The 19,830-nt window shown below is 41.0% G+C and carries 13 protein-coding genes; 10 read left to right on the plus strand and 3 right to left on the minus strand.

Annotated features, from left to right (window positions below; all coding sequences use genetic code 11):
• The 3 genes from VK159_RS11580 to VK159_RS11590 all read right to left on the minus strand — a co-directional run.
• The coding region (locus VK159_RS11580) for a SusC/RagA family TonB-linked outer membrane protein (protein WP_324230296.1) at positions 1-2,364 on the minus strand (2,364 nt) is incomplete at its 3' end.
• Between the two features lie 137 nt (positions 2,365-2,501).
• Positions 2,502-4,550, minus strand: coding sequence for a helix-hairpin-helix domain-containing protein (locus tag VK159_RS11585; protein WP_324230297.1), 2,049 nt, complete (start codon positions 4,548-4,550; stop codon positions 2,502-2,504).
• Positions 4,547-5,377 (minus strand): hypothetical protein, encoded by an 831-nt coding sequence (locus VK159_RS11590; protein WP_324230298.1) that lies wholly within the window; start codon positions 5,375-5,377, stop codon positions 4,547-4,549. Before VK159_RS11590 ends, VK159_RS11585 begins: the two co-directional genes overlap by 4 nt.
• A gap of 113 nt (positions 5,378-5,490) precedes the next feature.
• On the opposite strand from VK159_RS11590, the gene VK159_RS11595 reads away from it, so the two are divergent.
• From VK159_RS11595 to VK159_RS11640, 10 genes are all read left to right on the plus strand, one after another.
• The gene (locus tag VK159_RS11595) at positions 5,491-6,366 is read left to right on the plus strand and encodes a bifunctional 5,10-methylenetetrahydrofolate dehydrogenase/5,10-methenyltetrahydrofolate cyclohydrolase (RefSeq protein WP_324230299.1); all 876 of its coding nucleotides are present in this window, start codon (positions 5,491-5,493) and stop codon (positions 6,364-6,366) included.
• A gap of 22 nt (positions 6,367-6,388) precedes the next feature.
• Positions 6,389-7,069 (plus strand): 7-carboxy-7-deazaguanine synthase QueE, encoded by a 681-nt coding sequence (locus tag VK159_RS11600; RefSeq protein WP_324230300.1) that lies wholly within the window; start codon positions 6,389-6,391, stop codon positions 7,067-7,069.
• A gap of 86 nt (positions 7,070-7,155) precedes the next feature.
• Positions 7,156-9,078, plus strand: a complete 1,923-nt coding sequence (locus tag VK159_RS11605) for an OmpA family protein (RefSeq protein ID WP_324230301.1) — start codon at positions 7,156-7,158, stop codon at positions 9,076-9,078.
• Between the two features lie 24 nt (positions 9,079-9,102).
• On the plus strand, positions 9,103-10,203 hold the full coding sequence (gene dprA, locus VK159_RS11610; protein WP_324230302.1) for a DNA-processing protein DprA: 1,101 nt from the start codon (positions 9,103-9,105) through the stop codon (positions 10,201-10,203).
• A 47-nt stretch (positions 10,204-10,250) separates the two neighbouring features.
• On the plus strand, positions 10,251-11,747 hold the full coding sequence (guaB, locus tag VK159_RS11615; RefSeq protein ID WP_324230303.1) for an IMP dehydrogenase: 1,497 nt from the start codon (positions 10,251-10,253) through the stop codon (positions 11,745-11,747).
• A gap of 291 nt (positions 11,748-12,038) precedes the next feature.
• On the plus strand, positions 12,039-13,667 hold the full coding sequence (gene lnt, locus VK159_RS11620; protein ID WP_324230304.1) for an apolipoprotein N-acyltransferase: 1,629 nt from the start codon (positions 12,039-12,041) through the stop codon (positions 13,665-13,667).
• Between the two features lie 72 nt (positions 13,668-13,739).
• Complete coding sequence (locus VK159_RS11625) at positions 13,740-14,570, plus strand: alpha/beta hydrolase (RefSeq protein ID WP_324230305.1); 831 nt, start codon at positions 13,740-13,742, stop codon at positions 14,568-14,570.
• Positions 14,567-17,215 carry a PKD domain-containing protein gene (locus tag VK159_RS11630; protein WP_324230306.1) on the plus strand — a complete coding sequence of 883 codons (2,649 nt, stop codon included), beginning with the start codon at positions 14,567-14,569 and terminating at the stop codon, positions 17,213-17,215. The genes VK159_RS11625 and VK159_RS11630 overlap by 4 nt, the downstream gene beginning before the upstream one ends.
• 120 nt (positions 17,216-17,335) lie before the next feature.
• Positions 17,336-17,866: a hypothetical protein gene (locus VK159_RS11635; protein WP_324230307.1), complete on the plus strand. Its 531-nt coding sequence runs from the start codon at positions 17,336-17,338 to the stop codon at positions 17,864-17,866.
• Between the two features lie 506 nt (positions 17,867-18,372).
• Positions 18,373-19,704 carry a Gfo/Idh/MocA family oxidoreductase gene (locus tag VK159_RS11640; RefSeq protein ID WP_324230308.1) on the plus strand — a complete coding sequence of 444 codons (1,332 nt, stop codon included), beginning with the start codon at positions 18,373-18,375 and terminating at the stop codon, positions 19,702-19,704.
• Positions 19,705-19,830: the final 126 nt, after the last annotated feature.

The raw sequence follows: 19,830 nt of genomic DNA on the forward strand, positions 1-19,830 counted from the left end.
TAAGTAAGGAGCAATCGGCAACTCAGTAATTCTCTGCTGTACCCTTGAAAACACAATGTTGGTTTTCCAGGAGAAATCCTTTTTCTTAAACCAGTTTGCTCCAAGTGTGAACTCAAACGTGTTAGACTTAATTGTACCAGCGTTTTGCCACTGGTTCGGGGCTCCGATTATATTTAAAAATGTAATCTGGGGTACATTTAAAAACTGATTTTTTGTTATTGATGAAGCATATGTAAATTCAAAAGTGAATTTTTTCAGGAAATCAACATTTAAGCCAATCTCCCTTTCTTCAGTCGTTGTGGGACTCAAGAATTCATTTCCTAATTGTTGTGCTCCCGGTATTGCACCATTACTCAAATCATAAAACTCATATTGCCAGCTAAATCCTGGGCGAATACCTGCAGTACCATAAGCAGCTCTTATCTTTAACTCATCTATACCTTTAATCTTAAAATCTTCAGAGATACGATAAGCAGCAGATGCCCTGTAATATGGATTCCAACGAGCTTTTGGACCGAACAAAGAAGAACCATCGTAACGGAACATGCCATCAAATAATATTTTTTCTTTCCAATCCATACCTAAGATTGCAAAGTAATTCTGCGCTCTCTCGTTCTCTAAGTAGGAAGAAGCATCATTGATGGATGTAAAGTTTTCAAAATTCTCCATGCCTGAAACAATGAATTGAGAAGCGCTGATAGAATTGCTTTCGTAGTGCCTGTTCTCGTAGAGGTATGATAATTTACCTCTGGTAGAAAAGTCTCCGAATTTATGACCCAGGTTAAGCGTTAATTGCGTGTTGCTCACTTTAGACTCGCTTGTTGACTGAGACATTCCACCTTGTGTATAAGACATACCCATGGTTGCAGCCGTACCCCCTGATCTTGTCCACGTATCTTTTGGATTAATACTTTGTGATCTGTCGTTCTGAATCTCCATTGTTTGCGTTACATCCAAATCAGCCCAGCTTGTAAAACGGATATTAGCATTATAATTTGCCAACCATCTGCGTGATTTAGAGCTGTTTTTCTGTTTGTACAAAGGATACAGAGGGTTTGTAATTTCCGCATTAAAATTATTAACACGTAAATAGTAAGGTTGTCCGTCTGGGTTTGGAGCACTCAGATTAACATCCTTTTCCATACGGGCAATATTGTAAAACAATCCGCTTGCAGCTCCTGCAGTACTGGAAGACCTGTTAATAAACAAGTTCGATGCACTGAAACGTAACCATGGAGTAATGTTCTGATCAATATTAAACCTGAAGTTTTGTCTTTCATAACCGTCAGTGAGTTTAACAACACCTTCCTGCTTATTATTTTCAAAAGAAAGATAAACGTTGTTCTTTTCTGTACGGTTTGCTACAGAAATGAAGTTTACCATATTCATACCTGTTCTGAAAAATTCAGCTTGGGGGTTACGGTAAACTCCATAAGGATTATCCATATAACCATCAGCATCAATACCTCTTGAACCACTGATTCCGGGGTTGAAACCGGCACCGATGTAATTAGCAGGATATGTAACACCTGCATACTTGGTATATTTTCCCTGGGCTGTTTGCCAATCAGGTGCTAAAGCATAGTAATGAGATTCAGATGTTTTCAGGTAGTGAGACAAATCCTGCATTCCTATTTCATTTCTCACTGTAATAGCTGGTTTATTAAGACCAAGCCCTTTACCTCTTTTTGTAATAACAGAGATTACACCATTACCAGCTCTGGAACCATATAACGCTGACGCTGCCGCACCTTTCACCACTTCCATTGATTCAACGTCATCAATGTTAATATCTGCCAAGCTACCTGACATGATCACACCATCCACCAAGATAAGCGGAGCAGAGCTTGTGCTCAGGTTATTATCACCTCTTAACAACAAATCGGCACCCTGTCCAGGATTACCGTTCACTGAAGAAGTTTTTAAACCGGCCACTTTACCTGCCAATGCATTGGCTGCTGAAGAAGCGGGCACAGTTTGCAATTGTTCTGCACCTACTTTGGTTACAGATACTGTCATCTTTTTTCTTGATGTGGCACCTGCAACACCGGTAACAATGACTTCACTGATCTCGGCACTTTGATTTTTTAAGGAGACGTTCACTTCCCCTCCTTCAATGTCAACTTCAGTTGTAGCTAAACCTACATAACTGAAAATTAAAGTTTTGACTTTGGGACCGACAGCCAGACTGAAGCGTCCGGCCACATCTGTAGTTGTGGATGAATTTCCACCTTTCGCAGAGACAGTAGCTCCAGCAAGTGGAGATCCGTCTTCAGATGTAACTTTTCCGGTTACAGTCCTTTGTTGGGCAAAGGTCAGCCCACAACTTAACAGCAGGACTAAGACTGTTGCAATTTTTCTCATGTTGATTGATTTAGTTAAAAAGACGTTTCAAATATAAGGCTTCTTTTAAACTAACAAAAAATTGTTAATTTTTATTAAAGGCTTATTACTGCTTTGACAAGTCTATATCCCGGATAGCTGCTTTGGCTGCATAAAAATCATAACCTCCATAAGACCTGAATCTTTACTTCGCTTCGTTGATTACCAGCAATTTCATCAAGTCCGGAGCCAATTACAGTTCTGTTTCGGTAGATAAACTGTGCCCACCGTACCCAAAGTGCCAGTTTCTCTGATATGTCGTAATTCACATTCAGGTAATAGCGGTAGCCCTTATTTGAGAAGGGAGGAATGGAAAAACCATACAGCACATCATTTTCATAGGCATAAATGCGGCTGTTGAAATCATCGGTTTCGAAGTATTGAAGGCGGATGTTAGCTGAAAATGGCTTCAGTTGTGGTTTATAAAACACGTCAAAAAATGCCAGAAAACCACGGCTTTCGAGGGGGCCGCCTAAATCAAACCAAATTGCATCAAGCCTTTGACGAATTGTTAAGGACGGATTCAGCTTGTACTGAATTTGTGTACGCCAGTTTTTACGGGTTACCGGTTCTACCAATGACATTATCAACTCGCCATCATCGGTATAATTAAGTGCCTTGCTTTCCTGCCGGAAACGTGTATTAATTTCAATTAGCTTGCTTGGGCGATGAGTTAACTGTACAAGATAATCCTGACCATTTGATGGCGCATCAATACGAAAACGTAAATAAGGAAAACGATAAAAATCCATGTACGCATCAAGTTTCCATTTTGCATTTGGTTTGATGGAAGCTCCTGCAAATAATCCCCTTTCGTTGGTGGGGAAAGTGCCTTCGGTAAATGCATTTCCGAAAATGGATTGATACCCTTTCTGAATATTCCGATAGACAAATGACAGATCAACTTTTGAATCAGCACTAACAAGTAAACCACTCATCATACCATAATTATTGCTGTTGTGATTTGCCACTTCGCCAAACCAATGCATATTTCGCCAGGTGTAACTCCAATCAATACTCATGTTGGTAAGCTGTTTTCCGCTAAATGCAAAATTGTTATACGGCTGATCATCTCGCTGCAGTGGTTTATTAAATTGAAAATACACAGCATTTGTACTGATGTGCAGATTGCCATCATTGTAGCTGATGTTTCCGCCAAAAGAATTCATTTGCACAGCATTCTTATCAGCTTGTTCATTAGGTGTGCGATGCAGGCCTGATGTAACGAGTGAAGAAAAATAATCTTCTGCATTCAATGTATCAACAGTAAGATTGCCACTCACCTTTCGAACAGATGCGAAGCCTGTTACCTGAAAACGGTTCTTTTCCAACGTGATTGCTGCACCACGATTAAAGAAATATTCATTGGTAGAATTAAACGGACGAAGAATAGATGCCTGTCGTTTTGTATTGATCACATCAACACTTTTCCTGAATGCTAATGATTGCCATTGAATCAACCCCTGACCCATGTTCACAGTGTAATCACCAACAGCAAGATTTTTTATGATGCCAATATTGCGAACAAACAAATGAGCGGAATAATAATCAAACCCATTTCGTTGCGCACCTTTAAACCACTGCTCACCCGGATCTTTTTCTGCGGTAGTACCATATTGCAACAAATTCCGGTAAACATATTTGTAGCGCAACAAAAAACGTTCCCTGCTTCCGGGATAATAACTTGTTGCTGCTGTATCTTTTCTTCGTCTGAATCCTTCTGATTCTTCCAGTACATATGTGATGCGTGAAAGAATGGTATACTCACCCTCACGCAACCTTCGGCCAACATCTTCTCTTATCGATATAGCGGGGCCAACCATTACAAACGGCAATATTTTTTGAATTAGTTCATTGTCCCATGTTGGTATTGACTGCAATTCATAAATGCTGATGAACTTTCCAAACAGGCGCCGGTAGTTAAGAAAATTTGCTATTTGTAAAGGCGATAAAAAAATAAATTCTTTTAATTCAGTTTCGGAAGCAATATTGAGATTAAGTTTATTCCGTTGATAATGCCTTAGTGATTGTAAATAAGAATCGTCTTCCGTTTCAGATTCATTTACCTCAGTTATATTTTCGATCTGCTGTTCAGTGGTTTGTGTTTCCTGTGCTATGGCTGTAACATAACAAAAACAAAAGACGAGTATAATGATTTCCTTTTTCACTCGTCGTTCTTCTCCTTCTTTTTCCCGTTAAATAAAATCATTACCGCTGGTGAAATACCTAACTGCGGATGATAAGCTGTTGCCACATCAACTCTGAATGCACTAAACTTTAAACCTACACCAACAAACGGCTGCGTATTGACTGTGTTGATACCTGCACGGAGCAATAACTGTTTCACCAATTCGTATTGAAACACCGCATTCACACCTGTATTCTTGTTTTCTTCTTTAATCAATTCAGCACTGATGAAGAAACGATCACTTACTTCATAGCCCAATCCTCCACGATAAACCGAAGCAATTTTTTCATTGGCTGCTTTATTCAACTCTCCGCCAACCGGATTGAAAATACTAAAACCGGCATGTAGCTTATCACTCAAATGAATCAACACGCCTGCTTCAAAATGAAATGTGGAAGCAGAAGTGTAAGCCGGTATCCGCAGATTATAGTAGTTGAATTTTACTCCAACATTTATTCTCTTTCCCAATGATCTTGCGTAACCAAGACCGATCTGTGTTTCGTTGTAATTGCTGTACCCAAAATAATCGGCCTGCAAGCCAAAGGATCCTGAGTTGGTTTGAAAACCTGCAACGGCTGTGTATTGACTTAACGCATTCAGCAGAAAACGCCTTTCGCTGTAAACCCCTGCACCTGTTTGTTGAATATTGGCCAAAGCCGCCGGATTTACCATAAATGAAAATGCATCAGCCGCATTTTTGCTATACGCTCCAAGTCCGGGATAGCTACTTACCAAAGGTTGCCGCACCGTTTGGGCAGACAGAAAGTAACAGGAAATAAAAGAAAGGAATAGTATAGATGTTTTCAAGCAGAAGGTTTTGAGACTGAAATTTAATAATTTATTCTTCCGGGTAAAATAGCTGCGATTTAATTTTTTTGCGACTCTCTTGAAACAATGGCCGACTGCGTTATTTTTGCGCCATGCAACTACTCGACGGTAAACTGGCGGCCCAAGCCATTAAGGAAGATCTCAAGAAAAAAACAGCAGCATTACAGGAACAGGGAAAACGTTCGCCTCATTTAGCAGCGATCTTGGTTGGTACCGATGGTGCCAGTGAAACCTATGTTGCATCAAAAGTAAAAACCTGTGCCGAGATCGGTTTTGAATCAACCTTAAAACGCTTTCCTTCTACCATCAGCGAAGAGGAATTGTTGCGTGAAATTGAAGAGTTGAATAACAATTCAGACGTGGATGGCATTCTTGTGCAATTGCCGTTGCCAAAACATATCAGCGATGATAAAGTGATCAACGCAATTGACCCATCGAAAGATGTGGATGGTTTTCATCCCGTGAGTGTGGGTAATATGGTGAGCGGAACACCAACTTTTATTCCTGCAACGCCTTATGGCATTCTCTTGCTGTTAGAACATTTCAAAGTTGAAACAAAAGGAAAACATGCGGTGGTGATCGGCCGCAGTCATATTGTGGGCACACCCATGAGTATTTTGTTAAGCCGTAAAGCATATCCCGGCAATTGCACCGTTACTATTTGTCATTCCGCTACGACTAATCTTAAAGAGATCTGTTTGCAAGGCGACATTATCGTAGCCGCATTGGGTCAGGCTGAATTTTTAACTGCTGATATGGTGAAAGAAGGTGCTGTGATTGTTGACGTGGGTATTACACGTGTGGCAGATGCAAGCAAGAAAAGTGGTTTTTCATTAAAAGGCGATGTAAAGTTTGATGAAGTTGCTCCGAAAAGCAGTGCCATCACACCCGTGCCCGGTGGTGTAGGCCCAATGACCATTGCCGGTTTGTTGATGAATACCTACAATGCTTATATGAAGAAGCAGTAAGCCTTCGTTATCTTTGCATTTCATGAGTGAAACATTAATTGAAACAACACAACAGGTATTACCTGTAATGGAATCGTTCTACACTTTACAAGGTGAAGGATACCATCAGGGACGTGCTGCCTATTTCATTCGTCTTGGCGGATGTGATGTGGGTTGTGTTTGGTGTGATGTGAAAGAAAGTTGGGATGCAAGCAAGCATCCAAGTTATAGTATCGATGCCATCGTAAATAAACTTTATGCTGAAACAGGAATTAGGAATTCGGAATTGGGTAACAACCTTCATCCTACAACCTTAAACCTTAAACCCATTGTTGTTGTTACAGGCGGCGAACCATTGATGCATGATCTTACTGAACTCACAAAAGCAATTCATGCAGCAGGATTTGAAACCAATATCGAAACATCGGGTTCATCTCCGTTGAGCGGTGAATGGGATTGGATCTGTTTATCGCCTAAAAAATTCAAAGCGCCGTTACCGGAAGTAGTGCCACATGCAAATGAATTGAAAGTGGTGATCTTTAACAAAAGCGATTTCGGTTGGGCCGAAGAATATGCAGCATTAGTGTCACCAACATGCAAACTGTATTTGCAACCAGAGTGGGATAAAGCCGCACAAATGACCCCGCTCATTATCGATTATATCAAAGCAAATCCGCAGTGGGAACTGAGTCTTCAGCTGCATAAATACATCAACGTACCCTGACCGTTTGTACTTTAGCAGCATTTTATCAGCCATCCGGCCACTGCTTTGTCAATTCATTTGTATATTGAACCTCAAATTCAATACAGATGAAAACGCATCTTACCATCTTTTGTTTACTCCTCGGTTTTTTCTCAACCGCTCAATGGTACAATCCCCAAAAAGTTGAAGTAAAGCTTGGCTATAAATATGCAGAGGCATTAAACGAAGCCAGGTACAGAAATTATCCAAAAGCAATTAGTCTGCTTGATGAATGCATTAAAACTGATGCAAGATTTGTAGATGCATATTTAAGTAAAGCAGGCATTTATTCTGAACAGAAGAAATACAAACAGTCAGTTGAAATCTATCGTATCGGTAAAAATCTTGATTCTGTTTATTTCAGTAATTTCTTATTGCCCTACTCTATTGCATTAGCAGGCAATGGTGAATTTGATGAAGCACTTTCGTCAATTGATCGTTTTTTACAGAAGCCAAATCTTAATGAACGTATTGCGAAATCAGCGTTGTACCGTAAGAGCTGTTACGAGTTTGCAGTAGGCTATCAAAAACAATTTCCTGTTGGCAGTTATGTGTTCAAGCCACAAAACATGGGCGATAGTATCAATTCTAATCTATCAGAATATTTACCCTCGTTAACACTTGATGCCAATACCATCATCTTCACACGCAGAGTAAAAACAGGCGGTTCGCATTTGAACGAAGATTTTTATGTGAGTGAACGTAAGAATGGTATTTGGGGTAATGCAACAGCTTTGCCCGGTGAATTAAATACCGAATCGAACGAAGGCGCACAGAATATTTCCATTGATGGCAAGTTGCTGTTCTTTGCAGCAAACTATGGCAATGAAGGGGAAGGAAATTTTGATCTCTACATGTCGAACCTCAACAAAACAGGTTGGGGACCAAAAATAAATCTTGGTCGTGCTATCAATACTGAATATTGGGAAACACAACCATCACTCTCGCCAGATAAACGCACGTTGTATTTTACTGCGAGTGATCCTTCAGGTTTAGGTGGCAGTGATATTTACGTAAGCACATTGCAACCAAACGGACAATGGGGAGCAGCACGTAATCTTGGGGCAGTTATTAATACAAGTGCGGATGAAGGTTGCCCGTTTATTCATCCCGACAATCAAACATTGTACTTTAAATCAAAAGGTCATCCCGGTTATGGCGAAGCCGATCTGTTTATGAGTCGGAAACAACCCGATGGCAGTTGGGGTAAACCAGTTAATCTTGGTTACCCTGTAAATACCATTGATGAAGAAGGTTCACTTGTAATTACCAGCGATGGTAAAACAGCTTATTATGCAAGTGATGGTGCCGACAGCAGAGGTGGATTGGATATTTACAGTTTTGAAATGCCCGATCATGTGCGTCCCTTCAAAACATTATGGGTAAAAGGAAATGTGTTTGATGCAAAAACAAAACAAGGTTTACCATCTGCAGTTGAACTGATCAATTTTTCTACTGCACAAACCATCAGCAAAGTGCAGACCGATGAAACAGGCAACTACCTCATCACTTTACCTGTTGGCAACGATTATGCATTTAATGTAAACCGCAAAGGTTATCTCTTTTACTCTGAAAACTTTTTCCTGAAAGCATCCAGCACCGATACTACTTACACCATCGATATTCCGCTTACACCGATTGAAGTAAATGCAAGTATTGTGTTGAAGAATATTTTCTTTGACGTAAATAAAGCAGAAGTAAAACCGGAGTCGATGATCGAGCTGGATAAAGTAGTGCAACTGATGAAAGAAAATCCAACCTTGAAGATCGAGATTGAAGGCCACACAGATAATGTGGGTAAACCTGCCGACAACTTAACACTCTCGAATAACCGTGCAAAAGCGGTGATCAATTATTTCCTGTATAAAGGCGTTACCCCCGACCGGTTATCGAGCAAGGGATTTGGCGAGACAAAACCGTTGGCTGACAATAAAAGCGAGGAAGGCCGTGCAAAAAACAGGAGAACGGAATTGAAGGTGATCGCAAAATAATTTTTGTGTTATCTTAGAAATAAGATGAACACCGACCTGATCTACCAACTTGCATTAACACAGGTGCCGTATATCGGCAATGTACAGGCGAAACTGCTTGCCGAAGAATTTGGCACGGCAGAAGCGATCTTCAAAGCAAAAAAATCAACGCTGGAAAAAATTGAAGGCATTGGTGAAGTGCGTGCCAGCAGCATTAAAAAATTTGATGGCTTTGCAGAACAGGAACAAGAGATCAGCTTTATTGAAAAGTACAAGATCAAGCCACTGTTCTTAACGGCAGATGATTATCCCAAACGGTTACTGCATTGTTACGATCCTCCTACTCTCTTATTTTACCGGGGCACAGCTAATCTCAATACATCAAAAATTATTTCCATCATCGGCACACGTAGTAATTCTGATTATGGAAAGATGATGACGGAAAAGATTCTTGCATCACTTGCACCACATCAACCTTTAGTTGTAAGCGGACTTGCTTATGGCATCGATGCCATTGCACACAAATACAGTGTGAAACAACAACTACCCACCGTTGCAGTATTAGCACATGGCTTAGATAAAATTTATCCGCCCCAACACACGGCACTCGCAAAAGAAATGATTGCTGAAGGCGGTGGCATTCTAACTGAATTCAGAAAAGATACCAAACCTGATCGTCACAACTTTCCTGAACGAAACAGGATAGTAGCAGGTATGTGCGATGCAACCATTGTGATTGAAACCGGAATAAAAGGCGGCAGCATGATCACTGCCAATCTTGCTTACAGTTATAACCGTGATGTATTTGCCATACCCGGCAAAACAACCGATAGCAAAAGTGAAGGCTGCAATTATTTAATTCAAAGTAATAAAGCAGTGTTGATCAGAAACGGAGAAGATATTATTGAGCAAATGAATTGGGAAGAAAAACAAAAGAAAAAAACAATTCAAAAACAGTTGTTTGTTGATTTGACAGAAGATGAAAAGATGATTGCCCAACTCTTACAAAAACAGGAACAGATGCACATTGACGAGATCAACCTGCAAAGCAACATCAACAGCAGCGCTGTATCAACGGCTTTACTAATGATGGAAATGAACGGACTGGTAAAAAGCCTACCTGGAAAAATCTATAAATTGAGCTGATCTCTCCCCGATTTGGAAGCAATATATCCGCTCCCTTATCTTTGCACATGGCAACAAGAAATAATTCCCCACTCAGCAAAGCGGTTCTCAACAAATTTTTCGGCGAAGGTTACACATTTGATGATGTTTTACTCATGCCGTCCTATTCACAGGTTCTCCCGAGAGAAACCAATATCAGCACAAATCTCACAAAATCACTACGGCTTAATATTCCCATGCTTTCTGCAGCAATGGATACCGTTACCGAAGCAGGTTTGGCCATTGCCCTGGCACGTGAAGGCGGTATCGGCATCCTGCACAAGAATATGAGTATTGAAGAACAAGCGGCGCAGGTGCGCAAGGTAAAGCGTAGTGAAAGCGGCCTCATCATCGATCCAATTACATTACATGTTGATGCTACTTTGGCTGATGCCTTGCAACTGATGAAAGAAAACAAGATCGGTGGCATTCCTATTGTTGACATGAAAAATAAACTGGTTGGCATCCTCACCAACCGTGATCTCAGGTTTGAAACAAACACGAAGAAGAAAGTAAGTGAAGTAATGACCTCAACAAATCTCATTACAGCACCTGAAGGAACAGATCTCAAAAAAGCACAAACCATTCTCAGTCATCATAAAATTGAAAAGCTCCCGGTTGTAAAAAAAGACGGTACGCTTGCTGGGCTTATTACTTACCGTGATATGCTGCAGGTGCAAAGTCACCCTAATGCAGTAAAAGATTCATATGGACGTTTACTCGTTGGCGCTGCCCTTGGTATTACAGGCGACATGCTTGATCGTGCAGCTGCATTGCAACATGTGGGTGTTGATATAGTAACGCTCGACAGTGCCCATGGTCATAGCAAAGGAGTGATCGATGCATTAAAAAATCTGAAAAAGAATTTCAAAAAATTACAAGTCATTGCAGGTAATGCAGGAACAGGCACTGGTGCAAAAGCTTTAGCTGATGCTGGCGCTGATGCAGTGAAAATTGGTATCGGACCCGGTTCTATTTGTACAACACGTATCGTTGCCGGTACAGGTGTCCCTCAACTAACGGCTATTATGGAAGCTGCGTTTGCATTAAAAACAAAAGGAGTTCCTGTAATTGCAGATGGTGGTATCCGTTATACAGGTGATCTTGTGAAAGCATTAGCTGCAGGCGCATCAACTGTAATGATGGGTAGTGTGTTTGCAGGAACTGAAGAAAGCCCTGGTGAAACCATTATTTACGAAGGAAGAAAATTCAAACAATACCGTGGAATGGGATCTATTGGTGCTATGCAGCAAGGAAGTGGCGATCGTTATTTCCAGGATGTGGAAGATGGCATCAAGAAATTAGTACCTGAAGGAATTGAAGGTCGTGTACCATTCAAAGGGAATGTGAGTGAGATTGTTCACCAGTTCACAGGTGGTCTTCGTGCAGGCATGGGTTACTGCGGTGCACAAACCATCAAAGATCTGCAAGGCGCACAATTCATCAAGATCAGTAATGCAGGGATGAAAGAAAGCCATGCACATGATGTGATCATTACAAAAGAAAGCCCCAACTATTCAAGATAACATTGGTCGGTACGGCCCTTAGGCCGTCAGACCATAATGTGTTGCCGGAAAGACGATAAGACTGGAAGAAAAACTTTCCGCCTTGCCGTCTTCCCGGCTTATTTTTTTGATACCGGCTTTTGCATTTCATAGGATCGCATGTTGCGTCGCACTCTTGTACCACATCAAATCATTAGGCAGATACAAAAGTGTTTTTATTCAGCCGCCAGATTCAGTTATTGTTAAGTTATTTCAACAGAAATCATTCACCTGACAGTTATTCTTTCGCTTATTTTTACAAAAATCAGTTACTTGAAAAAGTTCCAACCCATTCTGCTTTCGCTTCTCTCCGGCTTGTTGTTCTTTGTTGCATGGCCCATGATCAATATCACTGTTGCAGTGTTCGTTGCATTCATTCCATTATTCATCATTGAACAAAAGAACTATTCAGGCATTAAATTTTTCGGGTTGATGTATCTCGCCCTTTTCACCTGGAACATCAGCACCACCTGGTGGATCTGGAATGCAGATATGTTAGGCGCATGGTTAGCTATTATCGTCAACAGTTTATTGATGTGCATACCGTTGATGGGTTTCCGCTTCATGAACAAACGTTTTGGTTCACTCATCGGTTACGCATCATTCATCATTTTCTGGATGAGCTTTGAATACCTGCACTTGCAGGATTGGGGACTTAGCTGGCCCTGGCTCACACTAGGAAATGTATTTGCCGGACGAACGAACTGGATTCAATGGTATGAATACACAGGAACAAGTGGCGGAACATTGTGGGTGTTGTTGGTGAATGTATTGTTGTTTCAGCTAATTCGTGTTAGAAGTGGGAAAGATAATATACGAGGTACGAAGTACGATGTACGAATGTCATCACTCCTGCTTATTTCAGCACTGCTTGCACTACCGATCATTGTATCACTACTCATCAATAATAACCGAAGCACATCATATCCAACATCAGACATCAAAAATCCGACATCTTCCAACATCGTCATCGTTCAACCAAACATTGATCCTTACGAAAAATTATCTACCGGAACTTTTGAAGCTCAACTGCAACAACTCATCCGCTTAAGCGAACAACAGATCGACAGCAACACAACATTATTAGTATGGCCCGAAACGGCATTGTATGCACCCAATGGTTTTGATGAAGCTTCACTGCAACAGAATTTCTTTTTGAACCCTTTGTTTGCATTTTTAAAACGGTATCCGAAACTCAACTTATTTACAGGTATTGAAAGTTATCGTGTATTCAGCGAACGTATTTCAAACGATGCACGCCCAATCGAGGGCACTTCCAATTTTTACGAAGTGTATAACGGCAGTGTATTGTTCGACAGTACCGGCCCCAAACAATTCTATCATAAATCAATGCTGGTTCCCGGTGTAGAAACACTGCCCGGCTTTTTAAAATTTCTTGCACCTGTGTTTGAAAAATTTGGTGGTACTGCAGGTGGTTATGCCAAGCAGGATGAACGGACACCTGTCAATACAACCAATGGGTATGTAATTGCGCCTGCAATCTGCTACGAAAGTATTTATGGCGAGTACATGAGTAAGTATGTTCGCAGTGGTGCCAACATTATTGCTGTGATCACCAACGATGGATGGTGGGGCAACACACCCGGCTATAAGCATCATATGCTGTATGGAAAACTGCGTGCCATCGAAACAAGAAAATGGGTGTTACGTAGTGCTAATACCGGCATCAGTTGTTTTATTGACCCCATTGGAAATGTATTTCAACCACAACCCTGGTGGACAGCAACTGCTACCAAAATGCATATACCGGTTAATAATCAACAAACATTTTTTGTACGCTTTGGCGATCTGCTCAGTAAACTTGCACTGATATTGACAGGCTTCCTCCTCCTGTTCGCTATTTACCAAACCATTGCAGGCAAACAGAAGAAAAAGATGTAAAACATCTGGTAAAATTCGGCCAATTGCTCCACAACGGTTTTGCCACCCTGTTATTTTTTGTAATTTACCCGCATGCTACAAAAGAGGCTGGAGGGCAATCATTCGCTATCTTATTCTATTACAGGAAAAGGCAATCAACCAATCGTATTGATTCATGGGTTTGGTGAAGACAGCCGTATCTGGAAACAGCAGATCAGTTTTCTTGAAAACGATTATCGTCTGTTCGTCCCCGATCTGCCCGGCACAGGACAATCGGCAATTGGTAAAAGTGAATTGTCAATTGAATCAATGGCTGAAGTGATCAAACAAATGATGGATGAAGAAAAGATCGATGAATGCATGATGCTTGGTCATTCAATGGGTGGTTATGTAACATTAGCTTTTGCTGAATTGTATCCTGAACGTTTAACAGCATATGGGTTGATCCATTCAACGGCTTATGCAGATAATGAAGAGAAAAAAGCAGCAAGAGAGAAATCTATACTGTTTATCAAAGAACATGGTGCAGCTGAGTTTATGAAAACAACCATTCCCAATCTTTTTTCTCAGCGCTTCAACAGGGAGCACAAAGATGTGGTGGATGAACTCATTGCCCAAGGCAATCAATTTACTGCCGACACGTTAATAGCTTATTACAGGGCAATGATCAACCGGCCCAACCGATCACATATCCTGCAAAAAACAACAGTACCTGTTTTGTTTTTTATTGGCGAAGAAGATAAAGCCGTTAACCCTGCGGATGCATTGGCACAAACAGCTTTACCAACTGTATGCATGGCCAAACTTGCTCCCGGCATTGCACATATGGGTATGCTTGAAGCAACAACAGAACTGAACCTTACCATTGGAGAATTTTGTAAAACAGTAAACGACTTAACTACTGTAACCACCACTACCAAATGAAACGAATTATACTGATTGTTTTTACCTTATTGGTTTTACAAGACACTTATGCCGGTCATATTTCCGGTGGCGAAATGTATTACAGCTATGTTGGCCCTGGTCCAAATGGCGGCAATATTTTTCGTGTTACCCTGCGTTTGTTTCGTGATTGCAATCCCCTGAACAATACCGGAGGTGCTCAAATTGCCCCCTTACCATCGGTGGTTACGTTGGGCGTTTTTAACAGGGGAACAAATACAGCTTTTCGTGATAGTATTTCTGTAAGTCGAACTGATTTCAGAACGCTCAGCTTGCAAAGCCCTTTTTCCTGCATCATTAATGCACCCCCTGTTTGTTATGAAGTAGGACTGTTTTCAACCACAATAGAATTACCCAACAGTGCACAGGGTTATACCATAGCCTTTGAAACCTGCTGCCGTATTAATGGTTTATCAAATGTGAGTGGAGCAGCTACCGGCTCAACTTATGTTGCGAATATTCCAGGCACAGCTCTGTTAGGTGCTGAAAAAAATTCAAGCCCTGTTTTTGATACAAAAGATACGGCGTTGGTATGTCGTAATAAACGTTTTGTATTACCCTTCAGTGCAACTGATCCCGATCCTGGGGATTCATTAAGCTATAGTTTTTGTGAAGCATACGATACCGATGGTCTGCCTAATTCAACCAATCGCAAACCACTGCCCCCTCCTTATAATTCGGTTGGTTACACCGGTGGTTACAGCGGTGCATCACCACTCGGTTCAGGTGTTACTATTCATCCTGTAACAGGCGTTATATCCGGTGTTGCACCAACAGGTGTTGTAAACCCAAGCGGCGCTTCATTCTTTGTAGTGAATGTGTGTATTACTGAATGGCGCAGAGGCGTACCCATTTCAACACACCGCAAAGATTTTACCATCCGTATTTCTGATTGTGATTTTGCTGATGCTGAATTACCATTGGAGAACCGCACCTGCGATGGTTTTACACAAACATTTCGAAACCTTACACCCAGCACCGAAATACGAAACTGGTTTTGGGATTTTGGCGTAACGGGTGCAACAACTGATACATCAACACAAAGCGTTCCCACTTTTACGTATGCTGATACCGGTGTGTACAAAGTAATGCTCATCGTTAACCGTGGTGAAATTTGTACCGATACTTCCTATTCTGATATTTATGTGTTCCCCGGTTTTTTCCCTGATTTCAATAGTTATGATGGTTGCAAAGACGTTCCAATACAATTTACAGATAACACCACTTCTGTGTATGGTGTCCCCAATTCATGGAAATGGAATTTCGGTAACCCTGCAACCTTAGCAGATACGTCGAGGCTACGAAATCCGCAATACACGTATCCATTAAACGGAACGTATAATGTGCAACTCATTGCAGGCAGCAGTAAAGGCTGTTTGGATACGATAACGAAACCGATCAACATAACGGATAAACCAACACTGCAACTTACGAATGATACACTCATTTGTTCGATTGATACGTTGCAGTTAAATGCATTCGGACAAGGAACATTCCAATGGTCGCCGGCTTATAATATCAACAATCAAACAGTTGCAAACCCATTGGTGAGTCCGGATGTGCCGACAAAATATTATGTAACACTTACATTGGCGCCGGGTTGTTTTAATACTGATTCGGTATTAGTGAATGTGGTTGATTTTGTAACACTGCGTGCACCAAACGATACAACCATTTGTCGTGGCGATACAGTTGTATTGAAACCGAGCACCGATGGTTTGCAGTATGCATGGAGTCCGCCGAATTTATTCATTGATCCAAATGTTCGTGATGCAGTTGCGATACCAACTGCGCCTTCAACGGTGTTTACCGTTGTATCAACCATTGGTAAGTGTAACCAAACAAGAACTGTAACCGTTAACACTGTTCCATATCCCCTGGTAAATGCAGGACCAGATGATGCGATTTGTTATGATGATACATTAACACTCACCGCCGTTGGTGATGCAGAGAATTGGTTATGGTCGCCTGCTTCAACATTGGGTTCGCCAACAAGTGCAGTTACCACAGCGTTTCCTTTAACAACAACGAATTATATTGTAAGAGGCACTTCAAGTTTAGGTTGTCCCAAACCGGTGTTTGATACTGTGCAGGTAAGAGTAGTGCCACCTGTTCCTGCGTTTGCAGGAAATGATACAGCCGTTGTTGTTGGTCAGCCATTACAATTGAATGGAAGTGGAGGGACCATTTATCAATGGATACCTCCTGACTTTTTAAATGATCCGTTCATATCTGATCCTCTCGCCATTTTTGATGCATCAAGAGAAAACTTCAGTTACATCATGCGTACAGAAACGCCTGAAGGTTGTTTTGCATTTGATACCATCAATATCCGCATCTTTAAAATTTCACCCGATATTTTAGTGCCTACCGGTTTTACACCCGATGGTAATGACCTGAATGATGTGTTGACACCGTATCCTGTAGGTATTGCACAGTTCCATTACTTCCGTGTGTTTAACAGGTGGGGACAGGAAATTTTTGCTACCACAAAAACCAATGAAGGTTGGGATGGCACATTCAAAAGCATACAACAAGATCCCGGTGCTTATGTGTGGATGGTGAGTGGTACTGATTATTTGGGAAGAAGAATTAGTAAAAAAGGGACGGTGGTGTTGATACGGTAAGAAAATGGATTAACTAAAACAATTAACGAGGACATTTCTCCCTATGAAAACCATTCACTTGAGAAATTTGGTTTTATAAGGAGTGACGCATAATTTAATGCTGTGTACAATATTCTGTAAATGACAAAACGAGCTATTAATCCTTTCGCATTATGCGTTGGGTTTGTTTTCCTTTCTGCGTTATATTATTGGCAAATAGTTCTTATCGATAAACCTATGGTATACAGTTTTGTATTCGGTGCAGCAAGGGCAATTTTGATATTCAGTGCTTTTGGCTATTTCTGGGTGTTGGTTAAACAAGTACCCGTATTAAAAAATGCCAGACAGAAAATTAATCAATATCCTTCCGCCAATAATCTAGGAGGAGTTGTTATTGCATTGACCTTAGGAATTATTCACATGGCATTAGTGTCTTTCGGAACCATAAAGTTTAATAACTATCTCTTAAGCACCTCTGGAAAATTAGCAAATGCTGTCATCAAAGACTGCAGGCAAAATAAACGAGGTGAGTATTGCCTCTATCAGTACGCTGTCAACGACAAGTTTTATCAGGTACAAATATTCAATAGACCGAAAAAGTATAAGGAACAAGACACTATCGCCGTACTATACTATCCTAAATTACCTGTCATAAGCATTATTAAGGAGTAATTTGTATTAGCAAATTACATAAACTGCCGCCTCAAGTGTTCCGCAGGATTACTTGAGACCATCTAAATCAGCCCCGATTGTATCGGGGATTTCAACAGCACAATTGCACAATCAACAATTACAGCCGTTCAATCTTCGTAGCCCACTAAAACTTTAGAGATGTCTCCTGTCGTCGACATGACGGGGTAAAAGTTTGAGTAATGGTTAGCTTGTACTTAATCGAGGTGCGTCATTTCGAATCCCGTTGTTATCAGAACTGAACTTGTAGTGTTAAGAAGGGATGAGAAATCTCCACACACTCACACTGCTTCAGTAAAAGCAGCGTTTTAAATATCATCTCCATAACGACAGCAAGTGAACCATTGAGGTAGAATTATTCGCCATTCCCGGTAGCGTTAAAAAAACAGGTTCCTGTAAAAATTGATGTAATTCCCATTGACCTAATCTTCGTATTTTCAGTTGCGTTTTAAACAACCGATTGTCTTACCAATAAAAACCTACAACCAATGATCGATAAGAAAAACGAAACCCCATCAAACAACAGCCGCAGAGATTTCATCAAACATTCAGCTACCGCTCTTGCAGGGTTTATTATTGTGCCCCGTTATGTGTTGGGGGGCAATCGTCCCGATGGTTCGAAATACATCGCTCCAAGCGATATGATCTCACTTGGTTTTATTGGCTGCGGAAAACAAGGGCGTATCCTCAGTAATTATTTTTTAGCAACAAACGAGATCAGGATACTGGCATTGAGTGAGGTGTATAAAGACAAGACCGAACTGATGCTGAAAACAGTAAAAGCGAACCAGGAAAAGTACAAGCAAACGGGTAACCAAAACGATATTGGAGTTTATACTGATTACAGGGAATTGCTTTCAAGAAAAGATATTGATGCGGTTGTAATTGCCACACCCGATCATTGGCATGCTGCCATGGCTGTAAAGGCAGCTGAAGCAGGTAAAGATATTTATTGCGAAAAACCATTATCACTTACGGTAAAAGAAGGTAGGGCAATGGTGAATGCTACACGTAAACACAATCGCATTTTTCAAACAGGCAATATGCAACGCTCATGGCCCGAATTCAGGCAGGCTGTTGAATTGATCCGCAATGGTTATATCGGTGAAATAAAAAGTATTAAAGTAAATATCGGCACACCACCGGTTCCGTATAATTTACCGGAAGAGGTTGTACCCGCCGGTTTAGACTGGCAGAAATGGCTTGGCCCGAATGAATACAAACCCTTTAATGCTGAACTGGCTCCACCCATAACAAAAGATGTTTATCCCAACTGGAGACTATACAAAGAATTTGGTGGCGGCATGGTAACAGACTTTGGTGCACATATGTTTGATATTGCTCAATGGGCTTTGGATATGGATAAGAGCGGCCCGGTGGAAATTTTTGCTCCTGATGCTGACCATCCCGTTCTCACGTTTAAGTATAAAAACGGTGTTATCATGACCCATGAAAAGTGGGAATGGAATAATGCTTTGTTATTTACCGGTACTGAAGGTGAACTGCGAATTGGACGTGGCAAACTTGAAACCACACCTGCATCATTAAAAAGTCAGGTCATTGGTGATGCTCAAAAGCATGTGTACAAAAGCGAAAATCATTACAAAGATTTCCTGAATGCGATGCGCACACGTGTGAAACCAATATCTGATGTTGAAATCGGGCATCGTACAGCCTCGGTATGTAATATTGCTAACATTGCCTACCAACTGAAACGCCCTTTAAAATGGAATCCGAAAAAAGAAAAATTTAAAAACGATGCAGAGGCAAATGCGCTTCTTGGCAGACCCATGTTAAATGAGTGGGGAATAAAACTGTAGGCAGCATATCTCTACGGCTGATGATTATTACTATTTGCCCCGATGCCTCCGACAAATAAAGGGAGCATCGGGGTTTCAATTACAGGCATCCAATATCATTACGTAAGTTTATTCTATCAACATTAA

The organism is Lacibacter sp., assembly GCF_035299325.1.
Lineage (GTDB): Bacteria > Bacteroidota > Bacteroidia > Chitinophagales > Chitinophagaceae > Lacibacter.

What these genes read in the sequence shown, in the direction of transcription:
- VK159_RS11595 (WP_324230299.1), top strand. Translation starts at nt 5,491, where the DNA reads ATGCAACTACTCGACGGTAAACTGGCGGCCCAAGCCATTAAGGAAGAT.
- VK159_RS11600 (WP_324230300.1), top strand. Translation starts at nt 6,389, where the DNA reads ATGAGTGAAACATTAATTGAAACAACACAACAGGTATTACCTGTAATG.
- VK159_RS11605 (WP_324230301.1), top strand. Translation starts at nt 7,156, where the DNA reads ATGAAAACGCATCTTACCATCTTTTGTTTACTCCTCGGTTTTTTCTCA.
- dprA (WP_324230302.1), top strand. Translation starts at nt 9,103, where the DNA reads ATGAACACCGACCTGATCTACCAACTTGCATTAACACAGGTGCCGTAT.
- guaB (WP_324230303.1), top strand. Translation starts at nt 10,251, where the DNA reads ATGGCAACAAGAAATAATTCCCCACTCAGCAAAGCGGTTCTCAACAAA.
- VK159_RS11625 (WP_324230305.1), top strand. Translation starts at nt 13,740, where the DNA reads ATGCTACAAAAGAGGCTGGAGGGCAATCATTCGCTATCTTATTCTATT.
- VK159_RS11630 (WP_324230306.1), top strand. Translation starts at nt 14,567, where the DNA reads ATGAAACGAATTATACTGATTGTTTTTACCTTATTGGTTTTACAAGAC.
- VK159_RS11635 (WP_324230307.1), top strand. Translation starts at nt 17,336, where the DNA reads ATGACAAAACGAGCTATTAATCCTTTCGCATTATGCGTTGGGTTTGTT.
- VK159_RS11640 (WP_324230308.1), top strand. Translation starts at nt 18,373, where the DNA reads ATGATCGATAAGAAAAACGAAACCCCATCAAACAACAGCCGCAGAGAT.